Annotated in this window: 17 protein-coding genes; 5 read left to right on the forward strand and 12 right to left on the reverse strand. The window is 67.2% G+C overall.

What is annotated here, in order from left to right:
• Position 1: 1 nt before the first annotated feature.
• The 10 genes from rapZ to kdsD all read right to left on the reverse strand — a co-directional run bounded on the left by rapZ (position 2) and on the right by kdsD (position 8,584).
• Entirely contained in the window at positions 2-910 is a 909-nt protein-coding gene (rapZ, locus tag C5F75_RS03600; protein WP_059575656.1) for an RNase adapter RapZ, read from the reverse strand.
• Positions 911-984: 74 nt separating this feature from the next.
• Positions 985-1,953: an HPr(Ser) kinase/phosphatase gene (hprK, locus tag C5F75_RS03605; protein WP_006483133.1), complete on the reverse strand. Its 969-nt coding sequence runs from the start codon at positions 1,951-1,953 to the stop codon at positions 985-987.
• 129 nt (positions 1,954-2,082) lie between these two features.
• Positions 2,083-2,595: a PTS sugar transporter subunit IIA gene (locus tag C5F75_RS03610; protein WP_179231743.1), complete on the reverse strand. Its 513-nt coding sequence runs from the start codon at positions 2,593-2,595 to the stop codon at positions 2,083-2,085.
• 195 nt (positions 2,596-2,790) lie between these two features.
• Entirely contained in the window at positions 2,791-3,150 is a 360-nt protein-coding gene (gene hpf / locus C5F75_RS03615; RefSeq protein WP_006477786.1) for a ribosome hibernation-promoting factor, HPF/YfiA family, read from the reverse strand.
• A gap of 159 nt (positions 3,151-3,309) precedes the next feature.
• Entirely contained in the window at positions 3,310-4,815 is a 1,506-nt protein-coding gene (locus C5F75_RS03620; protein ID WP_059575657.1) for an RNA polymerase factor sigma-54, read from the reverse strand.
• A gap of 172 nt (positions 4,816-4,987) precedes the next feature.
• Positions 4,988-5,764: an LPS export ABC transporter ATP-binding protein gene (gene lptB, locus C5F75_RS03625; protein ID WP_059575659.1), complete on the reverse strand. Its 777-nt coding sequence runs from the start codon at positions 5,762-5,764 to the stop codon at positions 4,988-4,990.
• Positions 5,761-6,426, reverse strand: coding sequence for a lipopolysaccharide transport periplasmic protein LptA (lptA, locus tag C5F75_RS03630; protein ID WP_006483139.1), 666 nt, complete (start codon positions 6,424-6,426; stop codon positions 5,761-5,763). Before lptA ends, lptB begins: the two co-directional genes overlap by 4 nt.
• Before the next feature lie 20 nt (positions 6,427-6,446).
• Positions 6,447-7,061, reverse strand: coding sequence for an LPS export ABC transporter periplasmic protein LptC (gene lptC, locus C5F75_RS03635; protein ID WP_027785456.1), 615 nt, complete (start codon positions 7,059-7,061; stop codon positions 6,447-6,449).
• Between the two features lie 3 nt (positions 7,062-7,064).
• Complete coding sequence (locus C5F75_RS03640; protein ID WP_059575662.1) at positions 7,065-7,601, reverse strand: KdsC family phosphatase; 537 nt, start codon at positions 7,599-7,601, stop codon at positions 7,065-7,067.
• A complete protein-coding gene (gene kdsD, locus C5F75_RS03645) occupies positions 7,601-8,584 on the reverse strand; it encodes an arabinose 5-phosphate isomerase KdsD (RefSeq protein ID WP_104011881.1) in 984 nt (327 codons plus the stop codon). Before kdsD ends, C5F75_RS03640 begins: the two co-directional genes overlap by 1 nt.
• Positions 8,585-8,709: 125 nt before the next feature.
• On the opposite strand from kdsD, the gene C5F75_RS03650 reads away from it, so the two are divergent.
• The 5 genes from C5F75_RS03650 (at position 8,710) to purU (ending at position 13,876) form a co-directional block, all read left to right on the forward strand.
• Positions 8,710-10,716: a monovalent cation:proton antiporter family protein gene (locus tag C5F75_RS03650; RefSeq protein ID WP_059642787.1), complete on the forward strand. Its 2,007-nt coding sequence runs from the start codon at positions 8,710-8,712 to the stop codon at positions 10,714-10,716.
• Between the two features lie 77 nt (positions 10,717-10,793).
• A complete protein-coding gene (locus C5F75_RS03655; RefSeq protein WP_059575666.1) occupies positions 10,794-11,360 on the forward strand; it encodes an adenine phosphoribosyltransferase in 567 nt (188 codons plus the stop codon).
• 76 nt (positions 11,361-11,436) lie between these two features.
• Positions 11,437-12,051, forward strand: a complete 615-nt coding sequence (locus C5F75_RS03660; RefSeq protein WP_059575668.1) for a LysE family translocator — start codon at positions 11,437-11,439, stop codon at positions 12,049-12,051.
• Positions 12,052-12,056: 5 nt separating this feature from the next.
• Positions 12,057-12,920 (forward strand): NUDIX hydrolase, encoded by an 864-nt coding sequence (locus C5F75_RS03665; RefSeq protein ID WP_104011887.1) that lies wholly within the window; start codon positions 12,057-12,059, stop codon positions 12,918-12,920.
• Between the two features lie 71 nt (positions 12,921-12,991).
• A complete protein-coding gene (purU, locus tag C5F75_RS03670) occupies positions 12,992-13,876 on the forward strand; it encodes a formyltetrahydrofolate deformylase (RefSeq protein WP_059575690.1) in 885 nt (294 codons plus the stop codon).
• 93 nt (positions 13,877-13,969) lie between these two features.
• Here the strand turns inward: purU and C5F75_RS03675 are convergent, their stop codons facing one another.
• On the reverse strand, positions 13,970-15,052 hold the full coding sequence (locus C5F75_RS03675; RefSeq protein ID WP_059575670.1) for an AI-2E family transporter: 1,083 nt from the start codon (positions 15,050-15,052) through the stop codon (positions 13,970-13,972).
• Positions 15,053-15,275: 223 nt separating this feature from the next.
• Positions 15,276-18,161, reverse strand: a complete 2,886-nt coding sequence (gene uvrA / locus C5F75_RS03680; RefSeq protein ID WP_104011882.1) for an excinuclease ABC subunit UvrA — start codon at positions 18,159-18,161, stop codon at positions 15,276-15,278.
• Between the last annotated feature and the right edge of the window lie 141 nt (positions 18,162-18,302).

Raw genomic sequence — 18,302 nt, forward strand, 5'->3', positions numbered from 1 at the left:
GCTAGGGTCGGTCGACCTCGGAGACGAGCCGCGACGACGCGTCGACATCCACTGGCGCGTCACGATGCCGCACGATCACGTTCGCCTCGCGCGCCAGGCGCGCGGCGAGCGTTTCCGCGATGAACACCGAGCGATGCTGGCCGCCCGTGCAGCCGATGGCGACGGTCAGGTAGCTGCGGTTGTCATCGCGGAAGTGCGGCAGCCATTTCATCAGGAACGCATGGATGTCGTCGATCATCTGGTGGACGATCGGCAGTGCGTCGAGAAAGGCGATGACCGGCTGATCGAGCCCGGTGAGCGGGCGCAACTCGTGGTCGTAGTACGGATTCGGCAGCGCGCGCACGTCGAACATCAGGTCGGCGTCGAGCGGCACGCCGCGCTTGAAGCCGAACGATTCGAACATCACCATCAGGTCGTTGTTCTTTTGCTCGATGAAGCGCTTGACCCAGGTGCGCAGCGCGTTCGCGCGCAGCGTGCTGGTATCGATCTGATGGCCGAATTCGGCGAGCGGCGCGACGAGCTCGCGCTCGCGCTCGATCGCTTCCTCGAGCGACGACAGCAGGCCGACGTCGGCATCGTGCGACCGCGAGCCGGACAGCGGATGGCGGCGACGCGTTTCGGAGAAGCGCTGGATCAGCGCCTGCGTGCTGGCGTTGAGGAACAGCACGCGCACGTCGTGCTCGCGGGACAGCTCGCGGATCAGGCCGGGCATTTCATCGAGCGACGCGCTCGAGCGCGCGTCGATCGCGACCGCGAGCCGGCGCTGGCCGTCCTGCGCAAGGTAGCGGGCGAGTTCGGGGAGCACGTGCGGCGGCAGGTTGTCGACGCAGTAATAGCCTGCGTCCTCGAGCGCGTTCAGCGCGACGGACTTGCCTGAGCCGGAGATGCCGGTGATGAGGACGATGCGCATGGGAGCAGAGAATCCTGACGTTTCATCATAGCACCGGCTCGACGCGTCGGCGTTGCGCGGCCGGCGCGTGCGGGTTACACCAGTTTGCCGGGGAACTGACTGTCGGGATCTTGCATCGCGAGTCGTTGCCGATCCATGAAATCGCGCAACGTGTCGATTCCGCGCAACTGCAGGATCGTGTTCCGGACGGCCGCCTCGACGAGCACCGCGAGGTTGCGGCCGGCCGCGACCTGGATCGTGACCTTGCTGATCGGCAAGCCGAGCACGTCGACGGTCTGGCTTTCGAGCGGCAGGCGCTGGAATTCGCCGTCGGGGCGCCGCACGAGCTGGACGATCAGCTTCAGCTTCATTTTCCGCCGCACCGCGGTTTCACCGAAGATCGTCTTGATGTCGAGCAGGCCGAGGCCGCGCACTTCGAGCAGGTTCTGCAGCAGCGGCGGGCAGCGCCCTTCGACGAAATCGGGGCCAAGACGGACGAAATCGACCGCGTCGTCGGCGACGAGGCCGTGGCCGCGGCTGATCAGCTCGAGGCCGAGCTCGCTCTTGCCGAGGCCCGAATCGCCGGTCAGCAGCACGCCCATCCCGAGGATGTCGAGGAACACGCCGTGCAGCGTCGCGCGCGGCGCGAGGATGCGCGACATGTAGAGCCGCAGGCTGTCGATCACCGCGGCGGCCGACATCGGCGTCGTGAACAGCGGCGTGGACGAGCGCGTGCAGCGTAGCACCAGTTCGGGCGGCGCCGCCGCGCCGCCGGCGACGACGAGGAACGGCGGCTCGAGCGCGATCAGCTCGGCCATGTGGCGCGAGCGGTCTTCGTCGGTCTGGCGCTGGTAGTAGTCGATTTCGGCTTCGCCGAGCACCTGGATCCGGTTCGGGTGGATCAGGTTCAGGTGGCCGACGAGGTCGGCGCTCGATGTCGCGTTGCCGACCGTGTCGGCCGAAAAGCCGCGTTCCCAGCCTTCATGCCCCGTCAGCCAGCTCAGTTTCAGCGTGGCTGCGTTGTCGTCGAAGATGCTCTGGGCGTTGATGCTGGACGTATCCATGACTCTCGTCACTCCAATGGGCCGGTGCGGACGCGCGGCGACGGACGTCGCCATGCCGGGCCGGCGCCGGGCGGCCCTGGACGGCGGCATGCGCCGCCTCGTACGGGGAAATATTCCGCCCGGAACAACTCAAGGTTGCCACTGAGTGAGCAGGCGATGCAACTCGGCGATATCCGTTTCGTTGTGCAGACGCTCGCGCGCGTCGCGATCGGACAGCAGTTGCGCGATCTCCGACAGGATCTCGAGGTGCTGCTGCGTGGCTTGCTCGGGGACGAGCAGGAAGATCAGGAGGCTGACCGGCTGGCCGTCGGGCGCTTCGAACGGAATCGCATCGGCGAGGCGGACGAACGCGGCGAGCGGATGCTTGAGGCCCTTGATGCGGCCGTGCGGAATCGCGACACCTTCGCCGAGCCCGGTCGAACCGAGGCGCTCGCGCGCGAACAGGTTGTCCGTGACGGTGCTGCGGCCGATGCCGTTCTGATTCTCGAACATCAGCCCGGCTTGTTCGAAGACGCGTTTCTTGCTGGTGACCGAGAGGTCGATGACGACGTTCTCTATGGGCAGGATTTTGGCTAGGCGATTCATGTTGGCAGGCGATTGGGCGGCCTGGGGTCTCCTTGCGGCGGCGGACTGATTTTCCATGTTCGGCGATATCAAGGCATGTGGCATGGCAACCTGCAACGCCGCTACCGCATCCAACACCCCCCGGCGATAACCGGGACATTATAGAGCACAGCCGCGCGCGTGGCGCAGCACGGTCGGACCGGTTGCACCTGCGCTCGGAGTGGCAAAAAAAAACGCCCGGCGAACCGGGCGGCGTGCGTGTTGCGGTGACGATTACTGCGGCGGCAGTTCGATCTGGTCGATCGACGGTTGAAGCTTGATCGGGTCGTGCGCGTGCGTTTGCAGGCGCTCCATGTGCTTGACGACCTGGCGATCCAGCTTGTCGATCAGCAGATCGATCGCGGCGTACAGGTTGCCGTTCGCGCTTTCGACGAAGATGTCCTTGCCCTTCAGGTGCAGGTTGATTTCCGCGCGCTGCTGCTTGTCCTTTTCCTTGTGGTTGTCGACCGAGAGGATCACAGTGCCATCGATCACCTGATCGCTATGCCGTAGCACCCGGTCCAGCTTGGTGATCACGTATTCGCGAATTGCAGGCGTGACTTCGAGATGATGTCCACTGATCTTCAGGTTCATAGTGCTTCTCCAAGCGAGTGACCACCCGGCCGCATCGAGGCGGCGCTCCGGTCGACTTGCCCGTGCCGCACGAAGGCGGCGTATCGCGGACAGGTCGCCCGGCCTGTTCCCCGTGTGCGCGGTGGTCGGGACACGCCTGCCGCCGGGCAGGCAGCAGGCTTAAAGAGACTTGCGCAGATTCACTGCCGGGATCTTGAGGGCTTCGCGATATTTCGCAACCGTGCGGCGCGCGACCACGAAACCCTGTTCTGCCAGCAGCTCGGCAATGCGGCTGTCCGAAAGTGGCGATTTTGGGTCTTCAGCTCCTATCAGTTGCTTGATGAGGGCTCGGATGGCGGTCGACGAGGCGGCGCCACCGGTGTCGGTCGAGACGTGAGATCCGAAGAAGTACTTAAATTCAAGCGTCCCGAACGGGGTCAGCATGTACTTCCCGGTTGTCACACGGCTGACAGTCGACTCGTGTAGGCCCAGCGTATCAGCTATTTCCCGCAAAACCAAGGGGCGCATGGCAATTTCACCGTGCGCGAAGAAATTCTTCTGACGCTCGACAATAGCCTGCGCGACACGCAGGATCGTGTCGAAACGCTGCTGGATGTTCTTGATCAGCCAGCGCGCTTCCTGGAGCTGCTGTTTCAACGATCCGGCCGACGGGTCGCCGCGGCTGTTGCGCAGGATGTTCGCGTACAGGTTGTTGATCCGCAGGCGCGGCACGACCTCCGGATTGAGCTCCGCGAGCCAGCCCTGGCCGGCCTTCTTCACGATGATGTCGGGCACGACGTAGTCGGCCTCGGCCTTCCCGTATGCGGCGCCGGGGAACGGCTCCAGCGAGCGGATCAGCGCGTGCGCGTCGCGCAGCGCGTCGTCGGTCGCCTTCAGGTGCTTGCGCAACCGTGTGAAGTCGCGTGCGGCGAGCAGTTCGAGATGCTGCGACACGATCTCGAGCGCGAGCGTGCGCGTGGGGGACGGATCGAGACGCAGCAACTGCAGCTTCAGGCATTCGGAGGCCGAGCGCGCGCCGACGCCGGCCGGGTCGAAGCTGTGCAGCAGCGCGAGCGCCGCGTTCAGTTCGTCGCAGTCGATTTCCAGCTCGGGCGGCAGATCGGCGAGCACTTCGTCGAGCGTGGCGGTCAGGTAGCCGTCGTCGTCGAGCGATTCGATCAGGAACATCACGAGCGCGCGATCGCGCGGGCCGGCCTGCGTGACGCGCAACTGCGCGGACAGGTGGTCGCGCAGCGACGTCGCGGCTTCCTGCACCTGCAGCGGCGGCAGATCGTCGTCGTCGGACGCGCCGCTCGAGCGGCCGTATTCATCGAGATTCCACTGCGGGCCGTCGTTGCCGTCGCCGGACGCATAGCCATCGTATTCGTCGGCGCCTGCCGGCTCGTCGCGTTCCGCGCGATCGCTGGACGTACTGGTGCCGTTGGCCGCGGCGGGTTCGGTGTTCGATGCGGGTGGCGTCTGCGCGATCAGCGATCCGTCCGCGGCGACGCGCAGCGGGCTCGCGATCCATTCGTCGTCGTTCTCGAGCAGCGGGTTCTGCGCGACGGCCATCGCGACTTCCTGCTGCAATTCGAGCGTCGACAACTGCAGGAGCCGGATCGACTGCTGCAGCTGGGGCGTCAGCGCAAGATGTTGCGACAGGCGGAGTTGAAGGCTGGCTTTCATGGCAAGGAGGGAGTCATACCGGCAGTTTGCCACGACCCAGGCGCGTTGAGCCATCCGCGATTACGCGTGGCGCGCCGCCCGGCCGCGGGCATGCCCGCGGGCGTGGATGCAAAGCGGGGCGCAGCCCCGCGCGGCGCTGCCGGGCGGGGTGCAGCCAGCCACGAGGAGGACGTTACATGCGGAAGTGCTCGCCGAGGTACACGCGGCGCACGCTTTCGTTTTCGATGATTTCGCTCGGCGCGCCGGCGGCCAGCACCGAACCGTCGCTGATGATGTAAGCGTGGTCGCAGATGCCGAGCGTTTCGCGGACGTTGTGGTCCGTGATCAGCACGCCGATGTTGCGCTGTTTCAGGAACTTGACGATCTTCTGGATCTCGAGCACGGCGATCGGGTCGACGCCGGCGAACGGTTCGTCGAGCAGGATGAAGCTCGGGTTGGTCGCGAGCGCGCGCGCGATTTCGACGCGGCGCCGTTCGCCGCCCGACAGCGACAGCGCGGGGTTCTCGCGCAGGTGGCCGATCTGCAGCTCGTCGAGCAGCGCTTCGGTGCGCGCCGAGATCGCATCCTTCGACAGCCGCTTGCCGTCTTCGCCGTGCTGCAGCTCGAGCACCGCGCGGATGTTTTCCTCGACGGTCAGCTTGCGGAACACGGACGCTTCCTGCGGCAGGTACGACAGGCCGAGCGACGCGCGCTTGTGGATCGGCAGCAGGCCGATCGAGCTGCCGTTCAGCGAGATTTCGCCCGCGTCCGTCGGCACGAGGCCGACGATCATGTAGAACGACGTGGTCTTGCCGGCGCCGTTCGGGCCGAGCAGGCCGACGACCTCGCCGCTCTTCACGTCGAGCGACACGTCCTTGACGACCGTGCGCGAGCCGTAGCGCTTCTTCAGGTTGCGGACGACGAGCGAGCTCGTGGTGCCGGCCGGCTGGCGGTTGGGGAGCGCGTTCATTGGCCCGGCGCTCCCTGGATCGTGGTCGACGGCGACAGCTTGGCCGGCGCCCCGTTCAGCGGCGCGGGGCCGCCGTTCTTCGGCGACAGCATCGCGCGCACGCGGCCGTTCGGGTTGCCCGGCGCGGCGACGTCCTTGCCGCCCTTCGCGGTGTAGAAGTCGCGCTGGCCGTCGTACGTGATCACGCTGCCGTGCACGGTGTCGGCGACCGTCGACGTGCCCTGCAGGCGGCGCACGGTCGCGGCGGTGGTCAGCGTGGTCAGGTCCTGCTTGCCGTCGTAGTCGATGCGCTCGGCGTCGCCGTCGATGTACTCGTCGAGGCCTTCGCGCTTCTGGCGGAACGTCGCGTGCTTCTTGCCGCTGCCGAACGACGTCGCGTACTGATAGCCTTCCGGGTCCTGGCGCACTTCGACGCGATCGCCCTTGATGATGATCGTGCCCTTCGTGATCACGACGTTGCCGGTCGCGACCGTGACCTGCTTCAGATCGTCATAGGTCAGGTTGTCGGCCTCGACGTTGATCGGCTTGTTCTGGTCGGCCTTCTCGGCATGGGCGAGCGGCGCCAGCCCGACGAGCGGGAGCGCCACGAGCGTCGCGGCGAGCGCGGCGCGGACGGCGCGCGCAGCGCCGCCGGAAATCTGTCGAGGGAACGGTTCGTTCATGCAGTCACGTGAGGGATGCGTCACTTGGGTTGACCTTTCGAGCCGCCGGACGTGTCCGCCGCGGCGATCGTGCCGCGCACGTTGCCGTAAAGCTCGATGACCCGGGTGACGTTGTTGTACTTCATGCCGTCGGTCGCGTTGACGAGCGACAGGCCGCGCTGAAGTTTAACCGGCTTTTCGGTCTGGATCACATCGTCATTGACGAAGATCCGGAAATGCTGGGAATCGGCCTGCATCTGCGGATCGCCGCCGCCGGCCGCGCGCAGGATGCGCGCGTCGTCGTACAAGTCGACGATCGACACGTCGCCGTTGACGGTGCCGCGCTTCGCGGTGGTCGTCACGACCGGCTTGCCGGGCTGGAACGCGCGCATGGCCGGATCGGTCAGGTCGCTGCTTTCGGTATCTTCGTAATGGACCAGCTTCGCGGCCGTCAGCCGGTACTGGGTCGTGCCGGACTGGTCGAGCTCGGTGACCGAGAAGTTGTCCGCGAAATAGTCGGGCGTGTGTCGCTTCGGCTGCACGGCGCCTTCGCCCGGCGGCGGCAGCGTGGCCTGCAGCAGCCACCACGTGACGCCCGCGAGCGCGGCGACCGCGGCGAGCGGCAGCATCTGGGTCCAGCGGAAATGCGTGCTCATCGGTCAGGCTCCGCAGGCGGCGGCGAGCAGCGCGTCGTAGCGGCGCTGCGCGCGCAGGACCGCGTCGCAGACTTCGCGCACGGCGCCGTGGCCGCCACGGGCCTCGGCGACCCAGTGCGCGCGGGCGATCACCTCGGGGTGCGCGTTCGCGGGGGCCGCGGCGAAGCCGCAGCGCAGCATCACCGGCAGGTCGGGCCAGTCGTCGCCCATGTAGCCGCATGCGTCGGCCGTCAGGCCGAGCGATGCGATCAGGTCGGCGAACACGGCGAGCTTGTTCTCGACGCCCTGGAACAGGTGCGCGATCTTCATTTCCTTCGCGCGCGCCGCGACGATGTCGGAGCGGCGGCCCGTGATGATCGCGGTCGCGATGCCGGCCTCGCCGAGCAGCTTCACGCCGTGGCCGTCGAGCGAATTGAACGACTTCATCGTGTCGCCGGCCGCGGTAAACAGCAGGCCGCCGTCGGTCAGTACGCCGTCGACGTCGAAAATCATCAGCTTCACGCGGCTCGCGCGTTCGGCCGCAGTCAGCGCTGCGCTCATCAGATCACCTTCTTCGAAAACAGGTCGTGCATGTTCAGCGCGCCGATCAGCGCGCCGTCGGCATCGACGACCAGCATCTGGTTGATCCGGTGGCGCTCCATCAGTTCAACGGCCTCGACCGCCAGGTGATCCGGCGCGATCGTGCGCGGCTCGCGCGTCATGACTTCGGTGATCGGCAGCGTGCGGAAATCGCCGTCGCGCGCGAGCACGCGGCGCAGGTCGCCGTCCGTGAAGATGCCGGCGACCTTGCCGTCGGCGTCGACCACGGCCGTCATGCCGAGGCGCTTCGCGGTGATCTGGAACAGCGCATCCGACAGCGTTGCGTTCAGCCCGACGGCCGGGACGTCGTCGCCCGAGCGCATCACGTCGCGCACGTAGGTGAGCAGGCGCCGGCCGAGCGCGCCGCCCGGATGCGAGCGCGCGAAATCTTCGGAGCCGAAGCCGCGCGCGTCGAGCACGGCGACGGCGAGCGCGTCGCCGAGTGCGAGCGCGGCGGTCGTGCTCGCGGTGGGCGCGAGGTTCAGCGGGCACGCTTCCTTCGAGACCGCGGCGTTCAGGTTCACGTCGGCGAGCGTGCCGAGGCTCGACTCCGCACGGCCCGTGATCGCGATCAGCTTCGCGCCGATCCGCTTCACGAGCGGCAGGATCGCGACGAGTTCTTCCGATTCGCCGGAATAGGAGATGCCGATGAAGACGTCGTCGGAGGTGACCATCCCGAGGTCGCCGTGGCTCGCCTCGGCAGGGTGGACGAAGAAGGCCGGCGTGCCGGTGCTGGCCAGCGTGGCCGCGATCTTGCGGGCGATATGCCCCGATTTGCCGATGCCCGAGACCACGACGCGGCCGCGGCAGCCGAGCAGCAGCGCCACGGCCTGGACGAAGCCGCCGTCGAGCTGGTCGCGCAGCGCGCGCACGGCGTCCGCCTCGATGTCGAGCACGTCGCGGGCGAGCGCGAGCGCCCGGTCATCATTGATTTTCGCTATCATGCGCGGAGTATAGCAAAGGCGTTTGTTCGCCGCGCCGCGCCTTCGGACTCGTCCGATGTCGCGTGTCCACCGCCACCACCCGCGCCCGCATTGCCGTGGCCCCGACGAACGAGGACGCTTCGCCCGTGATTTCCCCGCTCGAAATGACCCTGCTGCTGCTGCTGGCCTCGGTGGTGGGCGTCGTCGTATTCCGCTCGTTGAACCTGCCGCCGATGCTCGGCTACCTGACCGTCGGCATCCTGGTCGGCCCGCACGCGTTCGGCGTCGCGGCGGATCTCGAACGGGCCGAGCACCTCGCGGAGTTCGGCGTGGTGTTCCTGATGTTCTCGATCGGCCTCGAATTCTCGCTGGCGAAGCTGAGGGCGATGCAGCGGCTCGTGTTCGGGCTCGGCCTGCTGCAGGTCGTCGCGACCCTCCTGCTCGCGCTCGTGCTCGGCGCGCTGTTCGAGCACTGGGTGCACATCACGTGGCAGGGCAGCATCGCGCTCGGCGGCGCGCTCGCGATGTCGTCGACGGCGATCGTGTCGAAGATGCTCGCCGAGCGGCTCGAGATCGAGACGGAGCACGGCCGCAACATCTTCGGCGTGCTGCTGTTCCAGGATCTCGCGGTCGTGCCGCTGCTGATCGTGATCGCCGCGTTCGGCGCCGAATCGTCGAAGGATCTCGCGCTCACGCTCGGCTTCGCGGCGGTCAAGATCGTGATCGCGCTCGCGCTGCTGCTGGTCATCGGCCAGCGCTTCATGACGCGCTGGCTCAACGTGGTCGCGCGGCGCCGCTCGCAGGAGCTGTTCGTGCTGAACCTGCTGCTCGTCACGCTCGGCGCGGCGTTCATCACCGACCGCTTCGGGCTGTCGCTCGCGCTCGGCGCGTTCATCGCCGGGATGCTCATTTCCGAGACGCCGTTCCGCCATCAGGTGGAGGAGGACATCAAGCCGTTTCGCGACGTGCTGCTCGGGCTGTTCTTCGTGACGACGGGGATGCTGCTCGATCCACGCGTGATCTGGGAGCATCCGTTGATCGTGCTCGGCTTCTTCGTCGGGCAGATCCTGTTCAAGGCGACGATGATCGCCGGGCTCGCGCGGCTGTTCGGCGCGACGCCGGGCGTCGCGATGCGCACGGGCATCGGCCTCGCGCAGGCCGGCGAATTCGGCTTCGTGCTGCTGAACCTGATTCTCGACCGGCATCTCGTCGACTCGACGCTGCTGCAGGCGATCCTCGCGTCGATGCTGCTGTCGATGCTCGCCGCGCCGTTCCTGATCCAGAACGCCGACCGCATCGTGATGCGGCTGTCGTCGACCGAATGGATGCAGCAGTCGCTGCAGATGACGCGGATCGCGACGCAAAGCCTCAAGCAGCGCGGCCACGTGATCATCTGCGGCTACGGCCGCGCCGGGCAGAACCTCGCGCGCATGCTCGAGCAGGAAGGCATTTCGTACGTCGCGCTCGACCTCGACCCCGATCGCGTGAGCGCGGCCGCGACGGCCGGCGAATCGGTCGTGTTCGGCGACGCCGCGCGCCGCGAGTCGCTGGTCGCGGCCGGTATCCACCGGGCGGCGGCCGTCGCGATCACCTACGCGAACACGCCGTCCGCGCTGCGCGTGCTGCATCACGTGCACGAGCTGGAGCCGACGCTGCCGGCGATCGTGCGCACCGTCGACGATGCCGATCTCGAAAAGCTGCTGGCGGCCGGCGCGACCGAGGTGATTCCGGAGATCGTCGAGGGCAGCCTGATGCTCGCGTCGCACACGCTGGTGCTGGTCGGCGTGCCGATGCGCAAGGTCGTGCGGCGCGTCGAGGAGATGCGCGACGAGCGCTACAGCCTGCTGCGCGGCTATTTCCGCGGCGCCGATGACGCGGACGACGACGATCACGAGCAGGTGCGGCTACAATCGGTGCCGGTCGATGCGCGCGCGGACGCGGTCGGGCGGTCGCTGGAAGAACTCGGGCTGTACGCGCTCGGGCTCGAGGTCACGGCGATCCGCCGCCACGGCATCCGCGGCGTCGAACCCGATCCGCAGACCAAGCTGCGCGCGAGCGACATCGTGGTGCTGCGCGGGCTGCCCGAGGCGCTCGCGCTCGCGGAGGAGCGGTTGTCGCGCCATCGGCGCGATCCGCCGGCCGCGGCTGCGTGAGCCGCGATTCGCAACCTGACCCGTATTGATCAGAAACGGTGCCCGATCTTCGCGCACCGTTTTTTTCGGAGAGTTTCATGCCGCATTCGTCGCCGGGCGCACCGCTCGATCCGGTCGCCTTCATCCACAGCCAGATCCGCACGGTGCCGGACTGGCCGCAGCCGGGTGTGCAGTTCCGCGACATCACGACGCTGCTGCAGAGCCCGAAGGCGCTGCGCATCCTCGTCGACCTGTTCGTCGAACGCTATGTCGACGCGAAGCTCGACTACGTCGCGGGCCTCGACGCGCGCGGCTTCATCATCGCGCCGATCGTCGCGTACGAGCTGAGCGTCGGTTTCGTGCCGATCCGCAAGGTCGGCAAGCTGCCGTACAAGACGCGTTCGGAATCGTACGATCTCGAATACGGCAGCGCGACGGTCGAGATCCACGAAGACGCGTGCCGCCCCGGCGACCGCGTGATCATCATGGACGACCTGATCGCGACCGGCGGCACGATGATGGCGGGGCGCAACCTGCTGCAGCGGCTCGGCGCGGTGGTCGTCGAAGGCGCGTCGATCATCGATCTGCCCGATCTCGGCGGCTCGGCGCTGCTGCGCAACGCCGGGTTGCCCGTCTATACCGTTACCGAATTCTCCGGCCACTGAACGCCGGTCCGTCGGGGCCCGCCGCCCCGGTTTGCGCTGGTTCGCGCCTGGTTCACCTTCCGCAGCGAGGTTCACGATGCCCAACTTCATGCTGTTTCTCGCCACGTCGATCGCGATCACGTTCGCGCCGGGTCCCGACAACCTGCAGGTGCTCGCACGCGGCATCTCGCAGGGCCGCGCGGCCGGCTTCGTCGCCGCGCTCGGCTTCACGGCGGGGATCCTGTTCCACACGACGCTCGCGGCGCTCGGCGTCGCGGCCGTGCTGCGTTCGTCGCCGGTCGCGTTCCAGATCCTGAAGCTCGCGGGCGCCGCGTACCTCGTGTGGATCGGCATCAAGGCGCTGCGCAGCCAGGGCCTCGCGAACGCGCATGCGCGCCCGCCGCAGCCGCTCGGCACGATCTTCCGGCAGAGCGTGATCGGCAACCTGATGAACCCGAAGGTCACGCTGTTCTTCGTCGTGTTCCTGCCGCAGTTCGTCGATCCGCACGGCGCGCAGGGCGTGACGCTGCAGATGTTCGAGCTCGGCGCGCTGTTCATGCTGCAGACGGCCGCGGTCTTCTCGCTGTTCGGCGTCGGCGCGGGCATGATCGGCGCATGGCTGAAGCGCCGCCCGAAGGCCGGCGTGTGGCTCGACCGGATCGCCGGCGCGACGTTCATCGCGATCGGCATCCGCGTCGCGCTGAAGGATTGAGCACGATGACGTTTCCGTGCATCGCGGCCGCGCGCCGCTTCGATCCGGACGCGCACCTGCGTTTCGAGATCGCCGGTCAGGCGGTGGGCTGGGTGCGCCGCCAGGACGTCGCGAAGCTCGCGCGCTGGCCCGACGTGTTCGAGCTGACCGGCGAGCGCGTCGTGCTGTCGGCGCGCTACGATTCGGTCGATGCGCGCAGCATGGCGCTGGCCGGCGCGATCGGCGCGCTCGCGGCGGAAGGCGCGATTCCCGGCTGGCGCAACGAGATCTACGCGATCCGCAACCGCTTCGACGATCCGCCGCTCGCGTACATCGAGCGCGCGGCGTCGCGCTTCTTCGGCACGCAGACCTATGCGGTGCACGTGAACGGCATCGTAGAATATGCGGTTACGCCCGGCGAGCCCGCCGCGGCCGCGCCGAAGATGTGGCTCGGCCGCCGCAGCGAGACGAAGGCCACCGACCCCGGCATGCTCGACAACGTCGTTGCGGGCGGGATCGGCTGGGGGCTGGGCGTTCACGAGACGCTCGCGAAGGAGTGCTGGGAAGAAGCCGGGATTCCGGCCGACCTGGCGGCGCGCGCGATCGCGGGCCGCACGGTGCAGGTGCTGAACTCGCTGCCGGAAGGCACGCAGTCGGAACTGATCTTCGTGTACGACCTGCCGCTGCCGCACGACTTCGCGCCGCGCAACCAGGACGGCGAAGTGGCCGAGCACCTGCTGGCCGGCGTGCCCGAGGTGATCGGCTGGCTGCGCGAAGGCCGCGCGACGATGGATGCGAGCCTCGCGACGCTCGATACGCTGCTGCGCCACCGCTGGCTTGCGGCGGCCGACGCGGCCGGCATCGACGCGCTGTTCGTGCCGGGCGCTTGACGCGCGCCGCGCGCGGCCTGGCGGCGCGAACGGGCAATTTGACGAATACGGAAACAATGGGAGTCGCGGTCATGCCGACCGATCACAGCTTTATCTTGAAACTGTCGTGCCCCGACCGGCACGGCATCGTCCATGCGGTCTCGGGCTTCCTGTTCGAGCGCAGCAACAACATCCTCGATTCCGCGCAGTTCGGCGACAGCCGCACCGGCGAGTTCTTCATGCGCGTGCACTTCGAGCAGGACGGCGGCGGCGTGGATGCCGCGTCGGCGCTCGACACGCTTCGCAACGAATTCGCGCCGCTCGCCGAGCAGTTCTCGATGCGCTGGGAGCTGCACGATGCGGCCGTGAAGCCGCGCGTCGTGATCATGGTGTCGAAGATCGGCCACTGCCTGAACGACCTGCTGTTCCGCTATCGCACCGGCCAGTTGCCGATCGAGATCCCGGCGATCGTGTCGAACCACAAGGAGTTCTACCAGCTCGCCGCGAGCTACAACATTCCGTTCCATCACTTCCCGCTCGTCGGCGGTTCGTCCGATGCCGCGAAGGCCGCGCAGGAAGCACGCGTGCTGGAAGTGATCGACGAGCACCAGGCCGATCTCGTCGTGCTCGCGCGCTACATGCAGATCCTGTCGCCGAACATGTGCGAGCAGCTCGCCGGGCGCGCGATCAACATCCACCATTCGTTCCTGCCGAGCTTCAAGGGCGCGAAGCCTTACTACCAGGCATTCGACCGCGGCGTGAAGCTGATCGGCGCGACCGCGCACTACGTGACGACCGATCTCGACGAAGGCCCGATCATCGAGCAGGAAGTCGAGCGCGTCGACCACAGCATGACGCCCGACCAGCTGACCGCGATCGGCCGCGACGTCGAATGCGTGACGCTCGCGCGGGCGGTGAAGTGGCACGTCGAGCACCGGATCGTGCTGAACGGGACGAAGACGGTCGTGTTCCGCTGATCCGTCGGTCGCGGAAGGCTGGCTCCACAAGCGAAAACGCCGCGCCCTTCACGGGGCGCGGCGTTTTCGTTTGCCGTTGGCGAGCGGGCGGCGTCAGATCAGCCGCAGCAGGTACAGCTCGCGTTTCAGGTACGCATAGAAGATCGGTGCGGCGATCACGCCCGGCAGCCCGAACGCGGCTTCCATGATCAGCATCGCAAGCAGCAGCTCCCACGCGCGCGACTCGATCTGGCCGCCGATGATCTTCGCGTTCAGGAAGTATTCGAGCTTGTGGATGACCACGAGAAACGCGAGCGATGCGATCGCGGTGCCCATGCTGACCGACAGCGACACCGCGACGATCAGCGTGTTCGAGATCAGATTGCCGATCACCGGCAGCAGGCCGACGATGAACGTGATGAGCACGAGGGTTTTCGACAGCGGCAGCCGCTGGTGGAAGATCGGCAGCGCGACGAGCAGGTAGATGCCGGTGAAGGCCGCATTGATCGCCGAGATCTTGATCTGCGCGAACACGATCCGGCGGAACGCATCGGCGAAGCGCGACACGCGCGTGACGAGCGCGGTCGACAGCGGCCGGCGCACCTTGCCCTGCTCGACGCCGATCGCGATCATCGCGCCGATGATCATCCCGAACAGCACGTGGCCGAAGCCGCGCGCGACGCTCTTGCCGCTTTGCTGGAGCTGGTCCATGTGCGAATGCATCAGCACGGCCGCCTTCGTCTTCATCTGTTCGACGTCGACGGGCAGCAGGTTCGCGATCCAGGCCGGCGTGCGCGCGCGGGTTTGCTCGACGATCTGCATCAGCTGGCCGAGCAGGCTCTGCAGGTTCGGCACCGTGTGCTCGAAATGCTCGATGATGCCGAGCGTCAGGCCGGTGAGCGCGCCGACGATCGCGATCGACAGCAGCACGACGGCGACCCAGCGCGCGCGCATGCTGGTGGTATGGCGTTCGATCACGGGCGCGATCGTGTGGATCAGCTGATAGACGAGCAGGCCGGCCAGCATCCCGCCGAGCAGCCGCAGCTCGAGGACGAGCCACATCATGACGAGCGCGAAGAGATAGCTGCCGATCTCGAGTGCCGACAGTTTCGGCAGGCTCAAGTCGCTGGTCAGCCGCACGCTGCGCAGGTGCGGCTCGCGGTTCTGCGTGTCGCGCGACTCTTGTTGCTTCTCCATCGTGGATTCCTGTCGTCCGTGTGTCGTGCCGCGGAGCGCGCGGCAGAGCGCGGGCCGCCCGGCGCCGCACCGGATTGGTGCGGATGGCGAACCTTACGACCGTAAAGTATAGCTGCCATTATGGTCCGCAAACGGGCCGTTTGGCGCGTGGTGTAAACGCAGAAGGGAAAACGAGGGGGCGCGCGGCCGGGCGGCCGCGCGCGGGAACGGCGGAACGGAGGCGTCAGCCGGCCGCGACCTTGCGGGTGGGACGCTTCAGCAACGGCGCGAGGTACTTGCCGGTGAAGCTCGCCTTCGTCTTCGCGACCTGCTCGGGCGTGCCCTGCGCGATGATCTGGCCGCCGCCGGCGCCGCCTTCGGGGCCGAGGTCGATCACCCAGTCGGCGGTCTTGATCACGTCGAGGTTGTGCTCGATGATCACGACCGTGTTGCCCTGGTCGCGCAGCCGGTGAATCACTTCCAGCAGCAGCGCGATGTCGTGGAAGTGCAGGCCGGTGGTCGGTTCGTCGAGGATGTACAGCGTGCGGCCGGTGTCGCGCTTCGACAGCTCCAGCGACAGCTTCACGCGCTGCGCCTCGCCGCCCGACAGCGTGGTGGCCGACTGGCCGAGACGGATGTAGCCGAGGCCGACGTCGAGCAGCGTCTTCAGCTTGCGCGCGATGACCGGCACCGCGCTGAAGAACTCGTACGCGTGCTCGACCGTCATGTCGAGCACTTCGCTGATGTTCTTGCCCTTGTACTGCACTTCGAGCGTTTCGCGGTTGTAGCGCTTGCCGTGGCACACGTCGCACGGCACGTAGACGTCCGGCAAAAAGTGCATCTCGACCTTCAGCACGCCGTCGCCCTGGCACGATTCGCAGCGGCCGCCCTTCACGTTGAACGAGAAGCGGCCGGGATCGTAGCCGCGCTCCTTCGACGTCGGCACGCCCGAGAACAGCTCGCGGATCGGCGTGAACAGACCCGTATACGTGGCCGGGTTCGAGCGCGGCGTGCGGCCGATCGGCGACTGGTCGACGTTGATCACCTTGTCGAAGTGCTCGAGGCCCTCGATCGCCTCGTGCGGCGCCGGCTCGGCGGCCGAGCCGTACAGGTGGCGCGCGACCGCGTGATACAGCGTGTCGTTGATCAGCGTCGACTTGCCGGAGCCCGATACGCCGGTGATGCAGGTCAGGAGGCCGACCGGCAGTTCGAGATCGACGTGCTTCAGGTTGTTGCCGTGCGCGTCGACGATGCGCAGCATCCGCTCCGGATCGGGCGCGAGCCGCTCGTCCGGGTACTCGATCACGCGCTTGCCGACGAGGTACTGGCCCGTCAGCGACTGCGGGTTGGACTGCACCTGCTTCGGCGTGCCTTCGGCGACCACCACGCCGCCGTGCTCGCCGGCGCCGGGACCCATGTCGACGACGTAGTCGGCCGTGCGGATCATGTCCTCGTCGTGCTCGACGACGATCACCGAGTTGCCGAGGTCGCGCAGATGCTTGAGCGTCGCGATCAGGCGGTCGTTGTCGCGCTGGTGCAGGCCGATCGACGGCTCGTCGAGCACGTACATCACGCCGGTCAGGCCCGAGCCGATCTGCGACGCGAGCCGGATGCGCTGCGCCTCGCCGCCCGACAAGGTCTCGGCGCTGCGCTCGAGCGACAGGTAGTCGAGCCCGACGTTGTTCAGGAACGTCAGGCGCGCGACGATTTCCTTGATCACCTTGTCGGCGATCTCGCGCTTCGCGCCGTCGAGCGTCAGCCCGTCGAAATAGCCGAGCGCGTCGCGCAGCGGCCAGCCGCTGATCTCATAGATGCCGCGCGCATGGTCGCCGGTGCCGATCCGCACGTGGCGCGCCTCGCGGCGCAGGCGCGTGCCGTCGCACGACGGGCACGGCTGGTTGTTCTGGTACTTCGACAGCTCTTCGCGCACCGCGACCGAATCGGTCTCGCGGTAGCGGCGCTCGAGGTTCGGGATGATCCCTTCGAACACGTGCTCGCGGATCGTCGTGCGGCCGCGCTCGTTGATGTACGAGAACGGGATCGTCTGCTTGCCCGAGCCGAACAGCAGCACCTTGCGGATCTTTTCGGGGAGATCCTCGAAGGCGGCGTCGATGTCGAATTCGTAGAACGCCGCGAGGCTCTGCAGCATCTGGAAGTAGAACTGGTTGCGGCGGTCCCAGCCCTTCACCGCGCCGGCCGCAAGCGACAGCGACGGGTGCGCGACGACCCGCTTCGGGTCGAAGAACGTGATCTGGCCGAGGCCGTCGCATTCCGGGCACGCGCCCATCGGGTTGTTGAACGAGAACAGGCGCGGCTCGAGCTCCTGCAGCGAGTACGAGCAGATCGGGCACGCGAACTTCGAGCTGAACAGGTGCTCCTTGTCGGTATCCATCTCGAGCGCGATCGCGCGGCCGTCGGCGAGGCGCAGCGCGGTTTCGAACGATTCGGCGAGCCGCTGCTTCATGTCCGGGCGCACCTTCAGGCGATCGACGACGACGTCGATCGTGTGCTTGTCGTTCTTTTTCAGCTTCGGCAGCGACTCGACCTCGTAGATCTTCGCGGCGCCTTCGTTCGCGGCGCCGCCGCCCGAGCGCACGCGAAAGCGCACGAAGCCCTGCGCCTGCATGTCCTCGAACAGCTCGACATGCTCGCCCTTGCGATCGGCGACGACGGGCGCGAGAATCATCAGCTTGGTTTCCTCGGGCAGCGCGAGCGCCGCGTCGACCATCTGCGACACGCTCTGCGCCTCGAGCGGGATGTCGTGATCGGGGCAGTACGGCGTGCCGACACGTGCGTACAAAAGTCGCAGGTAGTCGTGGATTTCCGTGACCGTGCCGACGGTCGAACGCGGGTTGTGGGACGTCGCCTTCTGCTCGATCGAGATCGCCGGCGACAGCCCCTCGATCAGGTCGACGTCGGGCTTCTCCATCAGCTGCAGGAACTGGCGGGCATAGGCGGACAGGCTCTCGACGTAGCGGCGCTGGCCCTCGGCATAAAGGGTGTCGAACGCGAGCGACGACTTGCCCGACCCGGACAACCCGGTAATCACGACCAGCTTGTGGCGCGGCAGGTCGAGATTGACGTTTTTCAGGTTGTGGGTGCGTGCCCCACGGATACGGATCTGTTCCATGAACCTGGCGAAAATGGAGGAAACCAAACCTGCTACTATAACGGCTTTTCGAGACCGTCGTTTACGGCCCCCAGCCCTTGCGGCAGGTGGCAGCAAGGCGACACCTGCGCCGGGGAAAGCGGTCGCGCCGCACGGTTCCGG

It is taken from the genome of Burkholderia anthinoferrum (genome assembly GCF_002925705.1).
GTDB lineage: Bacteria > Pseudomonadota > Gammaproteobacteria > Burkholderiales > Burkholderiaceae > Burkholderia > Burkholderia semiarida.

Excerpts from the sequence above, each read along its gene's own strand:
- rapZ (WP_059575656.1), bottom strand. The coding sequence starts at position 910 with ATGCGCATCGTCCTCATCACCGGCATCTCCGGCTCAGGCAAGTCCGTC.
- hprK (WP_006483133.1), bottom strand. The coding sequence starts at position 1,953 with ATGGATACGTCCAGCATCAACGCCCAGAGCATCTTCGACGACAACGCA.
- C5F75_RS03610 (WP_179231743.1), bottom strand. The coding sequence starts at position 2,595 with ATGGAAAATCAGTCCGCCGCCGCAAGGAGACCCCAGGCCGCCCAATCG.
- hpf (WP_006477786.1), bottom strand. The coding sequence starts at position 3,150 with ATGAACCTGAAGATCAGTGGACATCATCTCGAAGTCACGCCTGCAATT.
- C5F75_RS03620 (WP_059575657.1), bottom strand. The coding sequence starts at position 4,815 with ATGAAAGCCAGCCTTCAACTCCGCCTGTCGCAACATCTTGCGCTGACG.
- lptB (WP_059575659.1), bottom strand. The coding sequence starts at position 5,764 with ATGAACGCGCTCCCCAACCGCCAGCCGGCCGGCACCACGAGCTCGCTC.
- lptA (WP_006483139.1), bottom strand. The coding sequence starts at position 6,426 with ATGAACGAACCGTTCCCTCGACAGATTTCCGGCGGCGCTGCGCGCGCC.
- lptC (WP_027785456.1), bottom strand. The coding sequence starts at position 7,061 with ATGAGCACGCATTTCCGCTGGACCCAGATGCTGCCGCTCGCCGCGGTC.
- C5F75_RS03640 (WP_059575662.1), bottom strand. The coding sequence starts at position 7,601 with ATGAGCGCAGCGCTGACTGCGGCCGAACGCGCGAGCCGCGTGAAGCTG.
- kdsD (WP_104011881.1), bottom strand. The coding sequence starts at position 8,584 with ATGATAGCGAAAATCAATGATGACCGGGCGCTCGCGCTCGCCCGCGAC.
- C5F75_RS03655 (WP_059575666.1), top strand. The coding sequence starts at position 10,794 with ATGCCGCATTCGTCGCCGGGCGCACCGCTCGATCCGGTCGCCTTCATC.
- C5F75_RS03660 (WP_059575668.1), top strand. The coding sequence starts at position 11,437 with ATGCCCAACTTCATGCTGTTTCTCGCCACGTCGATCGCGATCACGTTC.
- C5F75_RS03665 (WP_104011887.1), top strand. The coding sequence starts at position 12,057 with ATGACGTTTCCGTGCATCGCGGCCGCGCGCCGCTTCGATCCGGACGCG.
- purU (WP_059575690.1), top strand. The coding sequence starts at position 12,992 with ATGCCGACCGATCACAGCTTTATCTTGAAACTGTCGTGCCCCGACCGG.
- C5F75_RS03675 (WP_059575670.1), bottom strand. The coding sequence starts at position 15,052 with ATGGAGAAGCAACAAGAGTCGCGCGACACGCAGAACCGCGAGCCGCAC.
- uvrA (WP_104011882.1), bottom strand. The coding sequence starts at position 18,161 with ATGGAACAGATCCGTATCCGTGGGGCACGCACCCACAACCTGAAAAAC.